Genomic DNA, 15,631 nt, shown 5'->3' with positions numbered 1-15,631 from the left:
GATGGCTGATAGTCCATAGACGATAGCAAAAATGGCGTTACAGCCGTGATTAATCATTTTACAATCTATGGACTATGGGCCATGAACTATCGACTAATTTATTTATAACTTTGCGCCATGATTATTGAAATATTGAAGTCCAAAATTCACAGGGTGAAGGTTACTCAGGCGGAGCTGAATTATGTGGGCAGTATTACAATTGACGAAGACCTGATTGAAGCAGCCGATATTATCCCGAACGAAAAAGTTCAGATAGTGAATAACAACAACGGCGCCCGTTTTGAAACCTATGTGATAAAAGGCGAACGCGGCAGCGGCACAGTTTGCTTAAATGGTGCCACCGCCAGGCTGGCGCAGGTTGGCGATGTGGTTATCATTATGTCATACGCCTATATGGAGCGCGATGAAGCGAGAAAATATGAACCGATATTGGTATTTCCTGATGCCGATAATAAATTAATAAAGTAAATTAGTGCCGGTTTAACGCACTTGCTTTTTTAATGAAATCACTTTTAACCTTTACCTTTCTTCTTGTGGCATCGTTTTGCCTTGCCCAGCGCCAGAATGTTTATTTTTTAAAATATAACGGCAAATATGTCGATGTACGCGATAGTGCCGACTATATCAGGATAGTACGGGAGCCAGATAGCGGATCGGTGTATTACAATGTATTTGAATTTTATGTTAACGGCAAAAAAAAGCTGATTGGTAAGTCTGTGACTATCGATCCGCCCAAATTCACAGGGCCGTGCGTAAGCTATTACGCAAACGGTTTCAGACAACGGGTAAGTAATTACAAAAACGGATCAAAAGTTGACGATGAAACAAACTTCTATCCCAATGGCAAACTATACCAGCAACTATCTTACCCCGAAAACAGCGCCTTACGTGATGAAATCAGAGATGATTACCTGATAACCGCCAACCTCGATTCGCTGGGAAACCCGCAGGTTACCGACGGTAATGGCTATTACAAAGGCTATGATGATAAGTTTAAATACATTAACGAAGAAGGTAATGTAAAAAACGGAAAAAGAGATGGCCTGTGGAAGGGGGAGTTTAAAAACATTCATACCACATTTACAGAAACCTATGATAATGGAAAACTTATAAGCGGCACCGCTACAACCAGCGACGGAAAAATTACCACATATGCCCAGGCAAGAGACGTTATGCCGCAATTCAGAGGCGGCGTTGAGGGTTTTGGGCGATACCTCTCAAATCATATACAATACCCGGACTTCGCACGTGAAAGAAATATTCAAGGCCAGGTAATATTATCGTTCGTGGTAGAAAAAGACGGAAAGTTAACCGATATTAAAGTATCCAAATCAGTTGCTCCCATATTAGACGAAGAAGCCACCAGGGTACTTAAAAACTCACCAAAATGGATTCCGGGAACTTCTATGGGTTCGCCTGTAAGGGTATATTTCTCTGTTCCTGTCAATTTCGCTTTAAGCGGAAAGTAATAATAACTATCGCTCCCTTGGCTCGGCGCCTATGCTTAACGATACCTTGAGTTCCACATCGGTGCTAACTGCTTTACGTAGCAGGTAAACCATCCTGATGCGCGCGCTTGGCTCCCTTACAATTTCGTCTAAAAAATGCGAATTGTCTATGTCCAGTACAACACTATTACCAACATTGGCAGTAATATCTTTTCGAATGGCAACCAGCACCTCATCGCTGCCATCAGCCTTGGCCATATAAATCCTTAATGCAGCAATATTACCAATGTTATAATCCGATGGATCTTTTGATTGTAGCTTTGCCGATATAATACGAACTTCACTTATCCGGTTTGCATTGTTGCCATCTTTGGTAAAATCCTGGTCGAAGCTGTTAGCTGTACTTATGGCGGTATGTGGCTGATCGACCGATGACGATGCCGGAATTACCAGGTTAGCCGTATAAGGAAAGGTAGATTTCATGATTGACTGCAGCATACCACAGCTCCCGAGCAGGAAAATAGCGGCAAACAGAAAAAATGTATGTTTCTTCATCATAATTTATCGCTGTAAGGTAATTGTACATTACTACAATTACAAGTTTAATTGGTTTTATAGGTAATTTATACCTTGTATAAATATATTAAGATTTTATGGAAACAAATGGTTTATTGCAAGTACTTAATAATATAAATATCCTAACACCCCAGATAAAAAGCCAACTTGAGTCATATCTGGTTGAAGACCATTATGCTAAGAAATCAATCCTGTTAAAAGCAGGACAGGTGTCGCAACGGATTTATTTTGTAAAACAAGGCTTTACCAGAGCCTACTACCACAAAGGGGGCAGCGAATTTACCAGCTGGTTTATGGGCAAAGGTGAAATTATAGTATCGGTTTATAGTTTCTTCTCCAGGAAGCCATCGTTCGAAAATATCCAGGTGTTGGAAGATAGCGTATTGCAGTCCATCAATTGGGATCAACTTCAAAATATTTATAAAAATCATCCGGAGTTTAATTTAACCGGCCGGCTAATTACCGAGCAATACTATATCCGCAGCGAAGAGCGCGCCATTAACCTGCAAACACTTACCGCAAAGCAGCGCTATGAAAACCTGTTATCCTCCTATCCCGACATTCTTCAGAAGGCATCTCTGGGGCAAATAGCATCATTTTTAAGTATTAAACAAGAAACCTTAAGCAGGATAAGAGCTAAAGGGTAACGTTTTTTGATATAAGTCAAAACTTATTGACCTGTTTGGCACCGAGATTTGATTTAATCAAAAACATAAAATTATGCTTTATATCATCTTAGCTTGTTTCGCAGTTTGTTTCATTATTGAAAAGCTTTCACCCGGGTGGAAACTCCCCCAGGTACCTACCTGGACCATCAGGGTGCTTGCTATTAATTTTGTTCAGTTACTTATTGTAGTTATTGCCGGTTATAGCTGGGAAAAATGGCTGTCAGGCTATTCTCTATTCTTCCTGTCGCACCATATGCCCAATTGGCTTGGCGGAGTGGTGGCGTATTTTATAGCAACTTTTATATTTTATTGGTGGCACAGGTGGCGCCATCAGAGTGACTTTTTATGGAGGCATTTTCACCAGATACACCATAGCGCCCAGCGTATTGAAGTGATAACGTCGTTTTATAAACATCCCCTGGAGATGACTGTGAACTCAGTAATAGGCAGTTTACTGGCGTACACGCTGCTTGGCTTAAGCCCCGAGGCAGGAGCTATATATACTTTGTGTACCGCTTTGGGCGAATTTTTCTATCACACCAATATTAAAACTCCAAAATGGATAGGTTACATTTTCCAGCGACCCGAGATGCACCGTATCCATCACGAGTACGAAAAACACAGCAATAATTATGGCGATATTGTTTGGTGGGATATGTTATTTGGTACGTACATCAATCCGCAAAACTTTACAACATCATGCGGATTTGATACCGACAAGGAGCTAAAACTCACCGAAATGCTAAAATTTAAGGACGTACATAAAATATAAATATTAATTCAAAAAAAAGATTAATTGTGTGCTTCAAAACTCTATCTTTGCACCCCGACACTGAGGTCGGGATTTCTCGCCTTCAGTGCATAGGAAAAATCGTTTATTGGCCTGCAAAAAGCCGGTAACTTTTGACTTAGAACTTTTGATTTAAAAAAAAGCCCTATGCCCAAAGATAATTCCATCAAATCCGTTCTGATCATCGGCTCTGGCCCCATCATTATTGGCCAGGCCTGCGAATTTGATTACGCCGGCTCGCAAGCCGCCCTTTCCCTTAAAGAAGAAGGCATCACCGTTTCCATTATCAACAGCAACCCCGCCACTATCATGACGGATAAGGTTATTGGCGATCATGTTTACCTGCTGCCCCTAACCTGTGCAAGTATCGAGCAGATACTTAACGAGCGACAAATTGACGCGGTACTGCCTACCATGGGTGGCCAAACAGCGCTTAACCTTTGTATTGAGGCTGATGAGCAAGGTATCTGGAAAAAATACGGTGTAAAAATTGTTGGTGTTGATATAGCAGCCATCGAAAAAACCGAAAACCGCGAAGCGTTTCGCCAATTGATGGTTGATATTGGTGTAGGCGTTGCCAAATCCAAAATTGCCAACTCTTTCCTTGAAGGTAAAGAAGCTGCGCAGGAAATTGGTTTCCCGCTGGTTATCCGCCCAAGCTATACCCTTGGCGGTAAAGGTGCCGGCTTTGTACACAAAAAAGAAGACTTTGATGCCGCATTAAGCAAAGGCCTACAGGCATCGCCTACCCACGAGGTTTTGGTTGAGCAAGCTGTCATAGGTTGGAAAGAATACGAATTAGAGCTGCTGCGTGATAATAACGACAACGTAATTATCATCTGCTCTATCGAAAACTTCGACCCTATGGGTATCCATACCGGCGACTCGATAACCGTAGCCCCGGCCATGACCCTGAGCGACCGCTGCTACCAGGATATGCGTAACCAGGCTATCCGCATGATGCGCGCCATTGGTAACTTCGCGGGTGGCTGTAACGTACAGTTCTCGGTTAACCCGGCCGATGAAGCCATCATCGCCATTGAAATTAACCCGCGTGTTTCGCGCTCATCGGCGCTGGCCTCTAAAGCAACCGGCTACCCAATTGCCAAAATTGCTGCTAAGCTGGCCATAGGGTATAATCTTGATGAAATAGAAAACCAGATCACCAAAACAACTTCGGCTTATTTTGAGCCTACTTTGGATTACGTGATTGTTAAAATACCACGCTGGAACTTTGATAAATTCAAAGGCGCCAACCGCGAGCTTGGCCTGCAAATGAAATCGGTAGGCGAAGTCATGGGCATTGGCCGCAGCTTTATTGAAGCACTGCAAAAAGCCTGTCAGAGTTTAGAGATAGGCCGGGCCGGTTTAGGTGCCGATGGCCGCCAAAGCCGCAACCTGGAAGAGATCATGTACAGCCTGGAGCATCCAAGCTGGGACAGGTTATTCCATATTTACGATGCCTTGAGCCTTGGCGTACCAATAGAATCGGTGCGTAAAGTTACCAAGATCGATCGCTGGTTCCTGAACCAGATTATGGATGTGGTTAACTTAGAGAACGAGCTGCGCCGTTACTCACTGAATAATATTCCCGAAGACTTCCTGTTCACCCTAAAACAAAAAGGATTCTCGGATACGCAAATAGCTTACATTTTAGGTAACGTTACCGAAGAGGATGTTTACCAGCGCCGCAAAGCCCTGGGCATTAAGCGCGTTTACAAAATGGTTGACACCTGCGCGGCAGAGTTCCCTGCAAAAACACCTTATTACTACTCTACTTACGAAGGCGAAAACGAATCTGTCTCGTCAGATAAAAAGAAGATCATCGTTTTAGGATCGGGGCCTAACCGTATTGGCCAGGGTATCGAGTTTGATTACAGCTGTGTGCACGGATTACTGGCCGCAAAAGAATCGGGCTTTGAAGCCATTATGGTTAACTGCAACCCCGAAACGGTATCAACCGACTTTAACATGGCCGATAAGCTATACTTTGAGCCGGTTTACTGGGAGCACGTGCGCGAGATCATCGAACTGGAGAAACCTTACGGTGTAATCGTTCAGCTTGGTGGCCAAACGGCTTTAAAAATGGCCGAGAAAATGCATGAGCATGGCATTAAAATCATTGGCACTTCGTTCAACGATATGGACGTAGCCGAAGACCGTGGCCGTTTTAGCGATTTGTTGAAAGAACTGAATATCCCTTACCCTAAATATGGCGTTGCCGAAAGCGCTGAAGAGGCCCTTGAAGTTGCCCACCACGTTGGCTACCCGGTACTTGTTCGCCCGAGCTATGTATTAGGCGGCCAGGGCATGAGCATTGTTATTAACGATGAGGATTTGGAGAAAGCCGTTGTCGGCCTGCTTAAAAATCTGCCCGGTAACCGCGTACTGATTGACCACTTCCTTGATCGTGCCGCCGAGGCTGAATCCGACTCGATAAGCGATGGCGACGATGTACATATTGTGGGTTTAATGGAACACATTGAGCCGGCAGGTATCCACTCGGGCGATTCATTCGCGGTTTTGCCGCCTTTTGATTTGTCGGATAATGTGATAAGCCAGATGGAAGAGTACACTGAAAAAATTGCCAGGGCACTAAACGTTCGCGGCTTGCTGAACATCCAGTTCGCGGTTAAAAACGACCAGGTTTATGTAATAGAGGCCAACCCGCGGGCATCGCGTACCGTGCCTTTCATAGCAAAAGCTTATGATGTACCATACATTAACATAGCGGCAAAAGTGATGCTGGGCGTTGCCAAACTGAAAGACTTTACCATCGAACGCAAACTTTGGGGCTATGCCATCAAAGAACCAGTGTTCTCATTTGATAAATTCCCTGAAGTGAATAAAGAATTAGGCCCTGAAATGAAATCGACGGGCGAGGCTATCCGCTTTATTCCTAACCTGCAGGACCCATACTTCAGGCATCTGTACAAAGAGAAATCGATGTACCTGAGCCGGTAAAGTAGTCTTTAGTCGGAAGTTTTGAGTTCTAAGTCGAAAAGACGGACCACTTATGACTACCGGGAATGTACTTATGACTAAAAAGTGGTTTAAAAGCTTATAGAATTTCCCTGTCGCTTAGGGGGCAGGGAAATTATGGTTAAATTTAGTTGCTATACTTTGAAAGTTAATTTGAATAATAACCAGGCGTTCAATCTTAATAATGTTGACCCTGAGGATTTAGGTGACGTTCTTGTAAAAATTGAAAGATCATTTAATATTAGTTTCGAAGATACATCTGTACGGGATGTTAAAACCTTCGGTAAACTTTGCGATATTGTTGTTGAAAAGATAAAACATGTAAACAACGAAAGCTGCACCACCCAACAGGCATTTTACAAAATCAGGAATGCCATTAACTGTACCATTACCGCTCCAAGGGAATTGGTAAAACCTCAAACCCGGCTCGAAGACATTTTTCCGCGCGATAACCGTATTGTAGTTATTAATGAGATTGAACGGGAAATGGGTTTTCAGCTTAATTTATTGCAACCCAAACAAGGTGTAATTGCCGCTTTTGCATTCATACTGGCAGCATCCCTGGCTGGCTTTTTCTTTCAGCCTGTCGTAGCTGCTTTTGGCCTGGCAATTGCCCTTTCGGGATTTGCTCTTGCTGGCAGGTTTGGTAAAGAACTAAAAGTAAAAACCCTTGGCGACCTGGCCGAAAAAGTGGCAAGGGAACATTACCTTAAATGCAGGCGCGATGCTGCCACGGTGAACCGCGCCGAAGTAGCACAAAAAGTTAAAGAACTTTTAAGCCATGACCTGTTTCTTGAGCCCGCGGCGCTAACCCGCAATGCCAAATTTTAATTCAACTTCAATGTATCATATATTGAGAAAGGCCCGGTTAAGGGCCTTTGTTGTTTGTTAAAGGCTCACTTATCAATCAATAAGCCCTTTACCTCAAAAGTCACCCGCCGTTTAGGGTCTGTTTTTATCTTGTGTTGTTTTTTGCCGCTTACTGTATCGCCCGCTAAATGCTGCAGGTCATCAGCAATAAACATTTTTTCGGCCACGCCTTCCATAATTACGGTACGGCCAGCCAGTTGGGTTGGCAGTGTAACGTTGTAATTTTTAAAATGGGCTTCAATTATTTTACCGCTACCTGCATCTACATCAAACCAGCCGCCTTTTTCTTTAGTCACTTTTATGATCCTACCCTCAACAGTGGTACTTATCCGTGTTTTTTTACCCATAAAGGCTTCCAGCTTATTGGCAGCTATCATGGCCATGGTATCTGGCTTTTGGCCGTAAACCATACCATGGGGTAGCGGTATGTGCTTTTGACCAAATACCACTCCGGGCATTAGCAGCACAATGAGTAACACGGATACTTTCATAGCAATTGCTTGTTTTTACTTAACACCATAACCTGCAAAATGTTGCATCCTTAGTTTACCGGCCTGTCACTGTTACATTTTGTGGTTATTAGCCGTATTATATTCACTTTAAACTCATTTATTTTTAGTCAATTTGCTGCCGGCCTTTATTTAAGTGTTAATGAATGTTAAAATATTAGTTTTAGGTAACAAGCTTTGCCAAGTTGTTTATTTTTACAGCTGATAAAACCGTGCCCATTAATTCATATTATTTCAAATGAACAAAAATCTTACTAATTCCATTCTGTTTACGGCAGCGCTGTTTACTATGTCGTTAACCCAAACAGGATGTGTTAAAAGCAATGATGCTACCCCAGGCGTAGTGCCCGTTATATCTACCATTGATGTGGTTAAAGATGCGGCCGATACCAGTGCCCATAGCGGCGGTTTTATTACCGAAGCACTTACTTATGCCGTATCAACCTATGGCGTATGCTGGAGCACTACAAATTCAACCCCGACTACTGCCGATTCAAAAACTGCCGATACTGTTAACTATTTAACCTATACCAGTAAAATGAAAGGTTTAAAAGTTAATACCAAATATTATGTACGGGCCTATGCAACCAATTCTGTTGGTACCGGCTATGGCAAAGTTGTAGAGTTTACCACCGGCGCCGATCTGACATCGAAAGTAGGCACCGTGAGCACATTTGTGGGTAACAGTAGTGCCGGCTTCATTGATGGGGACGGAACCGCAGCGTCTTTTTATAGTCCGCAAGGTATCACAATCGGCAGTACTGGTACTATTTACATAGCCGATGCTTTTAACAGCGCCATCAGGACTGTTACTACCGGCGGAACGGTAAACACGTTAACCGGTAACGGAGCTATTGGATATGTAGATGGCTCATTGGCCAACGCCCGTTTTTATGCTCCGCAAAGCTTGGTAACCGATGCCACCGGCAATATATATGTAGCCGATTTTAGCAATAACGTTATCCGGAAAATAACGCCTGCAGGCGTGGTAAGCACATTGGCGGGTAGCGGCAGCGCAGGTTATGACGATGGAACAGGCACAGCGGCCTCATTTAACAACCCTCGCGGCCTGGTGATTGACGGTTCGGGTAACCTTTACGTAGCCGACAGGGGCAATAACCTGGTCCGTAAGGTTACTGCTGCTGGTGTGGTAACCACATTCGCCGGCAACAGGACAGCTGCCTGGGTTGATAACACTACTGCCACCACTGCTTCGTTTAACAAGCCATCGGGGCTTGCTATAGATGCATCAGGCAATATTTATGTAGCCGACGCGCTAAATTATTCAATCCGCAAAATAACATCAGCTGGTGTAGTTAGCACTTATTTGGGCGATCCTAAACACCAGGTTATCGGTTCGCCATCGGCATTAACATTTGATGCCAAAGGAAACCTTTTTATAGCCGACCAAACAGGCCGTATTTTTGAAATTACCACCGATAAAGTATTACTGCCACTTGCAGGCCTTAGCGCCACCGCCGGCTTTGCCGAAGGCAGTGGTAAAAACGCACTTTTTGCATCGCCACAAGGCGTAGCCGCCGATGCAAGCGGCAACCTGTACATTGCAGATTCAGGCAATAACCGTATCCGTAAAATTGTATTACCATCTTTATAGTAGGTGAAAGGATAAAGGCGAAAGGTAAAAGATAGCTGCGTTAGCGGCATGTCCCACCAGGTGAATCAACCGGCGAAGCCCGGTTGTTTCACCTTTCACCTTTCACCTTTCACCTTTCACCTTTCACCTCTATCCAAACAATTGCCCAAATACCTCTTCGATGCTGCTTACTATTTTGATATCAATATCATAGCGGGATAAGTCCATACGTTTTTTGTCCTGCCCGCCGGATGGGAGGTTGTACTTGGAGATAAATATCTGGTTAAAGCCCAGCTTTTGGGCTTCGGCAATGCGCTGCTCAACACGGTTTACTGCCCTAATCTCGCCAGATAGGCCAATTTCGCCTGCAAAGCATGTTTTGAAGGGAATGGGCATATCTTCATGCGACGATATAATGGCTGCGGCCAGGCCCAGGTCAATCGCAGGGTCTTCTACCCTGATGCCGCCCGTAATATTCAGGAATACATCTTTAGCTGCCAGCCTGAAACCGCATCGTTTTTCTAATACGGCCAGCAACATGCTCATTCGTTTGGTATCAAAGCCTGTTGCAGTACGCTGAGGAGTACCGTAGGCAGATGCACTTACCAATGCCTGGGTTTCTATCAGCATGGGCCTCATCCCCTCTAAAGTGGCCGATATGGTGATGCCGCTCAGCGGTTCGTCGCGGTGCGATAGCAGGATTTCTGAGGGGTTGGATACCTCCCTCAGTCCTTCACCCATCATCTCGTAAATACCCAGCTCAGATGCTGAGCCGAAACGGTTTTTTATCGTACGCAGAATGCGGTAAACATGGTGCCTGTCGCCTTCAAATTGCAGCACGGTATCAACCATGTGCTCGAGTATTTTGGGGCCTGCAATTGCCCCATCCTTGGTAATATGCCCTATCAGGAACACCGGCGTAGAGGTTTCTTTGGCAAAACGCAGCATTTCGGCCGTACACTCCCGTACCTGCGATACACTCCCCGGCGTCGATTCGATGTGCGATGAGTGCAGCGTCTGGATAGAATCTATTACCACCAGATCGGGCTCCAGAGCCTCTATTTGCTTAAATATGTTTTGGGTGGAGGTTTCACAAAGTATGTAAGAGCCCCCCCCGTCCCCTAAAGGGGGAGCCTCCGAATTAACCATCGCCGAGCTATTCCTTTTTGCTCCCCCTCCAAGGGGCTGGGGGGCTGTTAATCGTTCTGCCCTCATTTTAATCTGCCTTTCGCTTTCCTCGCCCGATACATACAACACCTTCAGGTTGGGCATATTAAGCGCCAGTTGCAGCATCAGGGTCGATTTACCTATGCCCGGCTCGCCTCCTATAAGCACTAATGAGCCGGCCACTATCCCGCCTCCCAAAACGCGGTTAAATTCTTTATCGGGGGTAAGTACCCTATCCTCCTCGTTAAAGGTAATATCGGCTACCTGTACGGGCTTGTTGGCGCGTTGCTGGGTATTGGATGTTACCTTCCAGGTTGGTACGGCATTGCTGGTATTACCTTTTTCTATAATTTCTTCAACAAAAGTGTTCCATTGCTGGCACGATGGGCATTTACCCAACCACTTGGGAGATTCGAAGCCGCAGCTTTGGCAGAAATAGGCAATTTTAGTTTTGGCCATGGAAGTTTGATGTGCAGATTTTAAATTTCAAATGTGCAAATGGTGAAATTTGCACGGTATACACAAATATGTGGATAAATTTTCTGACTTGCTAATTTATTTAGTAATTGCCGCTTCTACCCTTCATTTTTTATCTCAAAACAGGCAACATCTCAACTCGTTGAAAATCAAACATATAACAAATTAAATAAAACAATAATATATAATTAATTGAAAATGAACGAATTAACTATCACCCAAACTTCACCTGCCGATACCCTCCGACACCCATAGTACATCCTTTCGGTACCTTTTGAATACCTTTCTGCATCCCCGGCTTTTCGGAGATAAAATGAGTAGCCGGGGAGGGCTATATAAAAACAAAAAACCGGATGCAAAAGCTTAAAGCTGCTTATTTAAATTACGGTAGGGCGCCGGGTACCTTATTCTGTATCTTTGAAAATGGGTAATGCCAAACTGCTCGGATATCTCGCCCGGCTACTGCCAGAGTCGCCGGAAACGGCACCCCTGATAGCAGGGTATTTTGAGAAGCGACACCTTAAAAAAGGTGATATCATTTTAAAGGCCGGCGAAGTTTGCCCAGCCTTTTATTTTGTAGAACACGGCCATCTGCGTACATACTACCGCAACACCGATGGGGCCGAAATCAATATTTACTTTCACCTGGAAGGTTCGGTAACATCCGATCATAGGAATGGCAAGGCAGGGATCCCGTCGGAATTTACCATCGCCGCAGGCGAGAAAAGCGAAATATGGGTATTAAACCGCAAAAAGTTAGAAGAACAATGCTACGCCAGCTCCCAAATAATGGTTTTTGGCCGGCGGTTGCTGAGCAATATGTTACTTGATTTAAGCGTACATAGCAACCTGTTCAAAATGTACTCCCCGGCAGAGCGTTACCGGTATATTGAGAAAAACCAACCTCTTTTATTACAGCGCATCACCCTCACAAACCTGGCCTCGTACCTGGGCATGAACCGGCGAACGCTTAGCCGGATCAGGGCGATAAAACGATTTTGAGACATTTGTCCCGGGCCGACCCTGCCGCAATAGTTAATTTTACCGTTGTTTATAAAGTAATGCCGCTGAAAATATCGATTTAGCAAACCGAAGCATTTAACAAATTAAACCCGGTAAAACATGCAAAATAATACAGCCCTTTTAGTGATGGACATGCAACTGCCCGTGGTAGCACGCCTGGGCAACCCTGAAACACTGCTTGGCAATGTGGCCAACGCTATAGCCCACGCACGTGCCGCGCAAATACCCGTTATTTATGTGGTTGTAGGTTTCAGGGCAGGCGGACCTGAAATAAGCCGTCAAAATAAAATATTTGGCGCCACTAAAGACCGCCTTTCAGGGGTTAACCCCAACGAAATGATAAAAGTTCACCCTCACCTGGCGCCCGCAGCCAACGAGCTTGTTGTGGTAAAACGCCGTGTGAGCGCCTTTACCGGCAGCGATCTGGAAGTAATTTTAAGGGCGCAGCAAATACAACATATTGTATTAACCGGCATTGATACCAGCGGCGTAGTACTATCAACACTGCGCGAAGCTGCCGATAAAGATTACCGCATTACGGTATTGGCAGATTGCTGCGGCGACGCAGACAAAGAAGTGCATCGTGTACTAACTACCAAAGTTTTTGTTAGCCAGGCAGAGGTGATGACATTGGCGGATTGGAATAAAAAATAAATGGCGATATCAGAAGCCGCTTATTTTGGGTTTAGATTATTTAAGTATTATGTAAAAATCATTGCCGCTGACTAAAATCAACCGACTAATAATTAAAAGACCAACGGCTTTAGCCAAAACCCCGCCTAAATATTGGGAAAAAGCCGCGGTGAAGCTCTCTTTTACCATTGACGAAAGTCGGCAACAATGACTAATAGGAGCTTCTTAGGTATCTGACCCGCCGCTATTGTACATAGCAATAGTCCAATACCTTAAATGCCGCCCGGGAAGGCGGTACGCTTACGCTTACATGGGGTTACGCAACAAGCCGCTATTGCACCGGTAAGTTTGTACATCAAATCCATTTTAAAGGTCTGTTGCCCTTGTCGCATTTTACCCGTTCTTTGTCGTAACCAAAACTACTATTATTCATCAGTATCCTATAGCTTTGTTGGGCAACTTACCTCAACAATATGATGTGTTTCGGTTCAAATGAACATTGGCTTCAAACGCGGACGAAGACTCACCCCGGCTACGCTGCGCTGGCCGACCCTCTCTCCGGCTGCACCGCAAAGAGGGTAAACCCCAATTTTTATTTTTTAGCCCCTCTATGCGACGCAGTCGGAGAGAGGCAGACGGGCGCAGCCTCGTCAGGGTGAGTCGTAGCCGCCATGCGATATACGTCATTCCTACTTAACATTTCGCGAAATACCGCAACATAACGAGTTTGCCTAACTTTTATCATCACAAACAATTAACTATTTTTAAACCAACCTAAAAGCGCCAATTACCCAGCCATGAAAAGCATTTTTGACAACGCCACCCGTGCCGAACTTATTGCCCGTATAAATACCCTCGATGAAAACAGTACCGCGCAATGGGGTAAAATGACAGTTTACCAGATGCTGAAACATTGCAGCCTTTGGGAAGAAATGGTATTGGGTAAAACCACATACAAACAATCGTTTATTGGAAAGCTGTTTGGCAAAATGGCCCTGAAGGGTATGCTAAAAGACGACAGCCCTGTCAAAAAAAACATGCCTACTGTTCCTGGCTTTAACATAACCGGCACGGGCGACGTGGAGGCCGAAAAAACCAAATGGATAGGCCTGATCCATGAAGAAGAAAATTTTGCCAACCACAATTTTGTACACCCTTTTTTTGGCAAAATGACCAAGGAACAGATAGGGTGCTTTGCCTATAAACATATCGACCATCATTTGAGGCAGTTTGGGGCCTAAAAGATGTAACCGATTACCCCACGACCGATGACAGTGCCCTCACAACCATCTTTGTGATAGCCGGTTGTGGCTAAAGGCCGCTTTAGGAACAGCATTCTGTGGGAAACCAAACCGCAGTGGAAGACATCATAGCCGCAGGGTGTGCCTAACGAAACAGGGCCGCAAAATTTCTTCTGTGGCCCTGTTTCTGTCGTTTAATCTTAAAAACCTGGATAGGCTATTCTACCAACCTCTCCGGATTCCGTGATGTATATAGAACGGAATAAAGTTGGTTTTGTTTTAAGGACGTGACATACAATTAAAAAATTTAACTGAAAGAAGATGCCAGGCTGACTAAAATAAGCCCTGCACACCGCCAAATAACCAGGTACGCCAATAACCGGAGTAATGCTAAACTAACGTTCAGATAAAGCTAATTGGTGCCCGATGTTTTTGATTTGGCCCCAAGCCAGTCAAAGTTCGAGGTGATGTTCAGGAAGCCAAAAACCTTACCCGCCTTGGGGTCATATTTAATATCAATCGGTATCCACAAATCATCGGTAACCCTGAACCGCAAAACCCCGTCGGCAGTAAACCTGCTTTTTGTTTCGCCGGCATAAACGCCGCTCAATACATTGTCATAAGCTAACGCGGGCTTAAATTCCACGTATGATTTCTGCGTGGTTTTATCTTTATAAATTATCCAGTTAATACCGGCCGATGCCGCAAATACATTCCGATGAAAAGTTGTGCTTACTATCGTCGAATCGTAAATACTCAGGTTGGCTTTAATATCCAGCTCAAGGCCCATGCTGGTATTGTTTTTTGTGATCCCTTTCAGGTATTCCGAACTGAAATTGGTTCTCGAAATGAGCTTGCTTTTGTCGGCTGTTATCTGGGCACCTACCGTCCAAAGGCTTTGCTGGGCCATGAGAACGGCAGCTGTTTTATACATGTCACCAATAGCTTCACGGATATCTTGATAATTGTCGATAGTAATAAGATCAAAATGATTAAGCTTTATCAACGATTCTACTATAGCGATAAAATCTTTGGGTAAACTATCTTTAGGGGTTTTAGATTTAAGATCAGTATAATTGAAAAAATTCAACACCAATTTGTGCTCAGCCGCATATCTCGATTTATACTTATCAAAATACATGTTGGAAGCTGTATTAAACAGATTACTGGCATTGTCCATCAGAAGAGTCAGTTTTTTGCCAACACCGAATTCAAAAATATTCTTATCCCGGTTATTGATGATGGCATATTTGACATTCACTGATGTCGATTTGAATTTATAATTCGAATCAAGACCATAATCAACCCCAAAAACAAAATTCCTGGCAAATACCTGCTTTTTATAATTGGTGTCAATCCAGAGTGTCGGGTCGGTTTTTGCCCTTACCGCAAAAAGCGAAGAGTTAAACTGAAAATGATGTCCATCTTTCAAATCAGCAAACGCCAGTTTAAAAAAGCTGCTCAGTACATCCTGGCTCGTCCCGGTTTTTAGGCTTGCGGCTGTTCTTATAACGTCCTTGTTTGCTGCGGCTGTATCTGCTTTTAACGAATCGGCGACCGTTTTCTTTAAGGGTGCGGCACCCTGGGTTTGCGCGTATGCCATACCGGTACATAAACCGAGTATAACCATCAAAATAAGCTTTTTCATAACAA

Annotated in this window: 14 protein-coding genes; 10 read left to right on the top strand and 4 right to left on the bottom strand. The window is 44.3% G+C overall.

Annotation, left to right across the window (positions count from 1 at the left end):
* Positions 1 to 117 precede the first annotated feature (117 nt).
* Together panD and BMX56_RS20875 are read left to right on the top strand one after the other, a co-directional pair.
* Positions 118 to 468 (top strand): aspartate 1-decarboxylase, encoded by a 351-nt coding sequence (gene panD, locus BMX56_RS20880; protein WP_090651607.1) that lies wholly within the window; start codon positions 118 to 120, stop codon positions 466 to 468.
* A gap of 32 nt (positions 469 to 500) precedes the next feature.
* Positions 501 to 1,469 carry an energy transducer TonB gene (locus BMX56_RS20875; RefSeq protein ID WP_090651606.1) on the top strand — a complete coding sequence of 323 codons (969 nt, stop codon included), beginning with the start codon at positions 501 to 503 and terminating at the stop codon, positions 1,467 to 1,469.
* 6 nt (positions 1,470 to 1,475) lie between these two features.
* Here BMX56_RS20875 and BMX56_RS20870 read toward each other — a convergent pair whose 3' ends face one another.
* Positions 1,476 to 2,006: a hypothetical protein gene (locus tag BMX56_RS20870; protein ID WP_143065496.1), complete on the bottom strand. Its 531-nt coding sequence runs from the start codon at positions 2,004 to 2,006 to the stop codon at positions 1,476 to 1,478.
* Between the two features lie 95 nt (positions 2,007 to 2,101).
* Here BMX56_RS20870 and BMX56_RS20865 point away from each other — a divergent pair, with 95 nt between their 5' ends.
* The 4 genes from BMX56_RS20865 to BMX56_RS20850 all read left to right on the top strand — a co-directional run bounded on the left by BMX56_RS20865 (position 2,102) and on the right by BMX56_RS20850 (position 7,295).
* Positions 2,102 to 2,671, top strand: coding sequence for a Crp/Fnr family transcriptional regulator (locus BMX56_RS20865; protein ID WP_090651604.1), 570 nt, complete (start codon positions 2,102 to 2,104; stop codon positions 2,669 to 2,671).
* 73 nt (positions 2,672 to 2,744) lie between these two features.
* Positions 2,745 to 3,464, top strand: coding sequence for a sterol desaturase family protein (locus BMX56_RS20860; protein ID WP_090651603.1), 720 nt, complete (start codon positions 2,745 to 2,747; stop codon positions 3,462 to 3,464).
* 165 nt (positions 3,465 to 3,629) lie between these two features.
* Positions 3,630 to 6,446 carry a carbamoyl-phosphate synthase large subunit gene (gene carB, locus BMX56_RS20855; protein WP_090651602.1) on the top strand — a complete coding sequence of 939 codons (2,817 nt, stop codon included), beginning with the start codon at positions 3,630 to 3,632 and terminating at the stop codon, positions 6,444 to 6,446.
* 159 nt (positions 6,447 to 6,605) lie between these two features.
* Positions 6,606 to 7,295, top strand: a complete 690-nt coding sequence (locus BMX56_RS20850) for a hypothetical protein (RefSeq protein ID WP_143065495.1) — start codon at positions 6,606 to 6,608, stop codon at positions 7,293 to 7,295.
* Between the two features lie 65 nt (positions 7,296 to 7,360).
* Here BMX56_RS20850 and BMX56_RS20845 read toward each other — a convergent pair whose 3' ends face one another.
* Positions 7,361 to 7,825, bottom strand: a complete 465-nt coding sequence (locus BMX56_RS20845; protein WP_090651600.1) for a DUF4920 domain-containing protein — start codon at positions 7,823 to 7,825, stop codon at positions 7,361 to 7,363.
* A 256-nt stretch (positions 7,826 to 8,081) separates the two neighbouring features.
* Here BMX56_RS20845 and BMX56_RS20840 point away from each other — a divergent pair, with 256 nt between their 5' ends.
* Positions 8,082 to 9,458 carry an NHL repeat-containing protein gene (locus BMX56_RS20840; protein ID WP_090651651.1) on the top strand — a complete coding sequence of 459 codons (1,377 nt, stop codon included), beginning with the start codon at positions 8,082 to 8,084 and terminating at the stop codon, positions 9,456 to 9,458.
* A gap of 129 nt (positions 9,459 to 9,587) precedes the next feature.
* On the opposite strand, the gene radA is transcribed toward BMX56_RS20840, so the two are convergent.
* A complete protein-coding gene (gene radA, locus BMX56_RS20835) occupies positions 9,588 to 11,063 on the bottom strand; it encodes a DNA repair protein RadA (RefSeq protein WP_090651599.1) in 1,476 nt (491 codons plus the stop codon).
* Between the two features lie 441 nt (positions 11,064 to 11,504).
* On the opposite strand from radA, the gene BMX56_RS20830 reads away from it, so the two are divergent.
* The 3 genes from BMX56_RS20830 to BMX56_RS20820 all read left to right on the top strand — a co-directional run bounded on the left by BMX56_RS20830 (position 11,505) and on the right by BMX56_RS20820 (position 13,978).
* Complete coding sequence (locus BMX56_RS20830; RefSeq protein WP_090651598.1) at positions 11,505 to 12,083, top strand: Crp/Fnr family transcriptional regulator; 579 nt, start codon at positions 11,505 to 11,507, stop codon at positions 12,081 to 12,083.
* 120 nt (positions 12,084 to 12,203) lie between these two features.
* Positions 12,204 to 12,758, top strand: a complete 555-nt coding sequence (locus BMX56_RS20825; RefSeq protein WP_090651597.1) for a cysteine hydrolase family protein — start codon at positions 12,204 to 12,206, stop codon at positions 12,756 to 12,758.
* A 776-nt stretch (positions 12,759 to 13,534) separates the two neighbouring features.
* Positions 13,535 to 13,978, top strand: coding sequence for a DinB family protein (locus tag BMX56_RS20820; protein ID WP_090651596.1), 444 nt, complete (start codon positions 13,535 to 13,537; stop codon positions 13,976 to 13,978).
* A gap of 412 nt (positions 13,979 to 14,390) precedes the next feature.
* On the opposite strand, the gene BMX56_RS20815 is transcribed toward BMX56_RS20820, so the two are convergent.
* The gene (locus BMX56_RS20815) at positions 14,391 to 15,626 is read right to left on the bottom strand and encodes a hypothetical protein (protein ID WP_090651595.1); all 1,236 of its coding nucleotides are present in this window, start codon (positions 15,624 to 15,626) and stop codon (positions 14,391 to 14,393) included.
* Positions 15,627 to 15,631: the final 5 nt, after the last annotated feature.

This window comes from Mucilaginibacter sp. OK283 (genome assembly GCF_900110415.1).
GTDB lineage: Bacteria > Bacteroidota > Bacteroidia > Sphingobacteriales > Sphingobacteriaceae > Mucilaginibacter.
Note: the sequence above shows the minus strand (reverse complement) of the source record. Positions and strands in the feature narration are given on the sequence as shown.

Excerpts from the sequence above, each read along its gene's own strand:
- BMX56_RS20830 (WP_090651598.1), top strand. The coding sequence starts at position 11,505 with ATGGGTAATGCCAAACTGCTCGGATATCTCGCCCGGCTACTGCCAGAG.
- BMX56_RS20825 (WP_090651597.1), top strand. The coding sequence starts at position 12,204 with ATGCAAAATAATACAGCCCTTTTAGTGATGGACATGCAACTGCCCGTG.
- radA (WP_090651599.1), bottom strand. The coding sequence starts at position 11,063 with ATGGCCAAAACTAAAATTGCCTATTTCTGCCAAAGCTGCGGCTTCGAA.
- BMX56_RS20845 (WP_090651600.1), bottom strand. The coding sequence starts at position 7,825 with ATGAAAGTATCCGTGTTACTCATTGTGCTGCTAATGCCCGGAGTGGTA.
- BMX56_RS20870 (WP_143065496.1), bottom strand. The coding sequence starts at position 2,006 with ATGATGAAGAAACATACATTTTTTCTGTTTGCCGCTATTTTCCTGCTC.
- BMX56_RS20820 (WP_090651596.1), top strand. The coding sequence starts at position 13,535 with ATGAAAAGCATTTTTGACAACGCCACCCGTGCCGAACTTATTGCCCGT.
- BMX56_RS20815 (WP_090651595.1), bottom strand. The coding sequence starts at position 15,626 with ATGAAAAAGCTTATTTTGATGGTTATACTCGGTTTATGTACCGGTATG.
- carB (WP_090651602.1), top strand. The coding sequence starts at position 3,630 with ATGCCCAAAGATAATTCCATCAAATCCGTTCTGATCATCGGCTCTGGC.
- BMX56_RS20860 (WP_090651603.1), top strand. The coding sequence starts at position 2,745 with ATGCTTTATATCATCTTAGCTTGTTTCGCAGTTTGTTTCATTATTGAA.
- BMX56_RS20865 (WP_090651604.1), top strand. The coding sequence starts at position 2,102 with ATGGAAACAAATGGTTTATTGCAAGTACTTAATAATATAAATATCCTA.
- BMX56_RS20840 (WP_090651651.1), top strand. The coding sequence starts at position 8,082 with ATGAACAAAAATCTTACTAATTCCATTCTGTTTACGGCAGCGCTGTTT.
- BMX56_RS20875 (WP_090651606.1), top strand. The coding sequence starts at position 501 with ATGAAATCACTTTTAACCTTTACCTTTCTTCTTGTGGCATCGTTTTGC.
- panD (WP_090651607.1), top strand. The coding sequence starts at position 118 with ATGATTATTGAAATATTGAAGTCCAAAATTCACAGGGTGAAGGTTACT.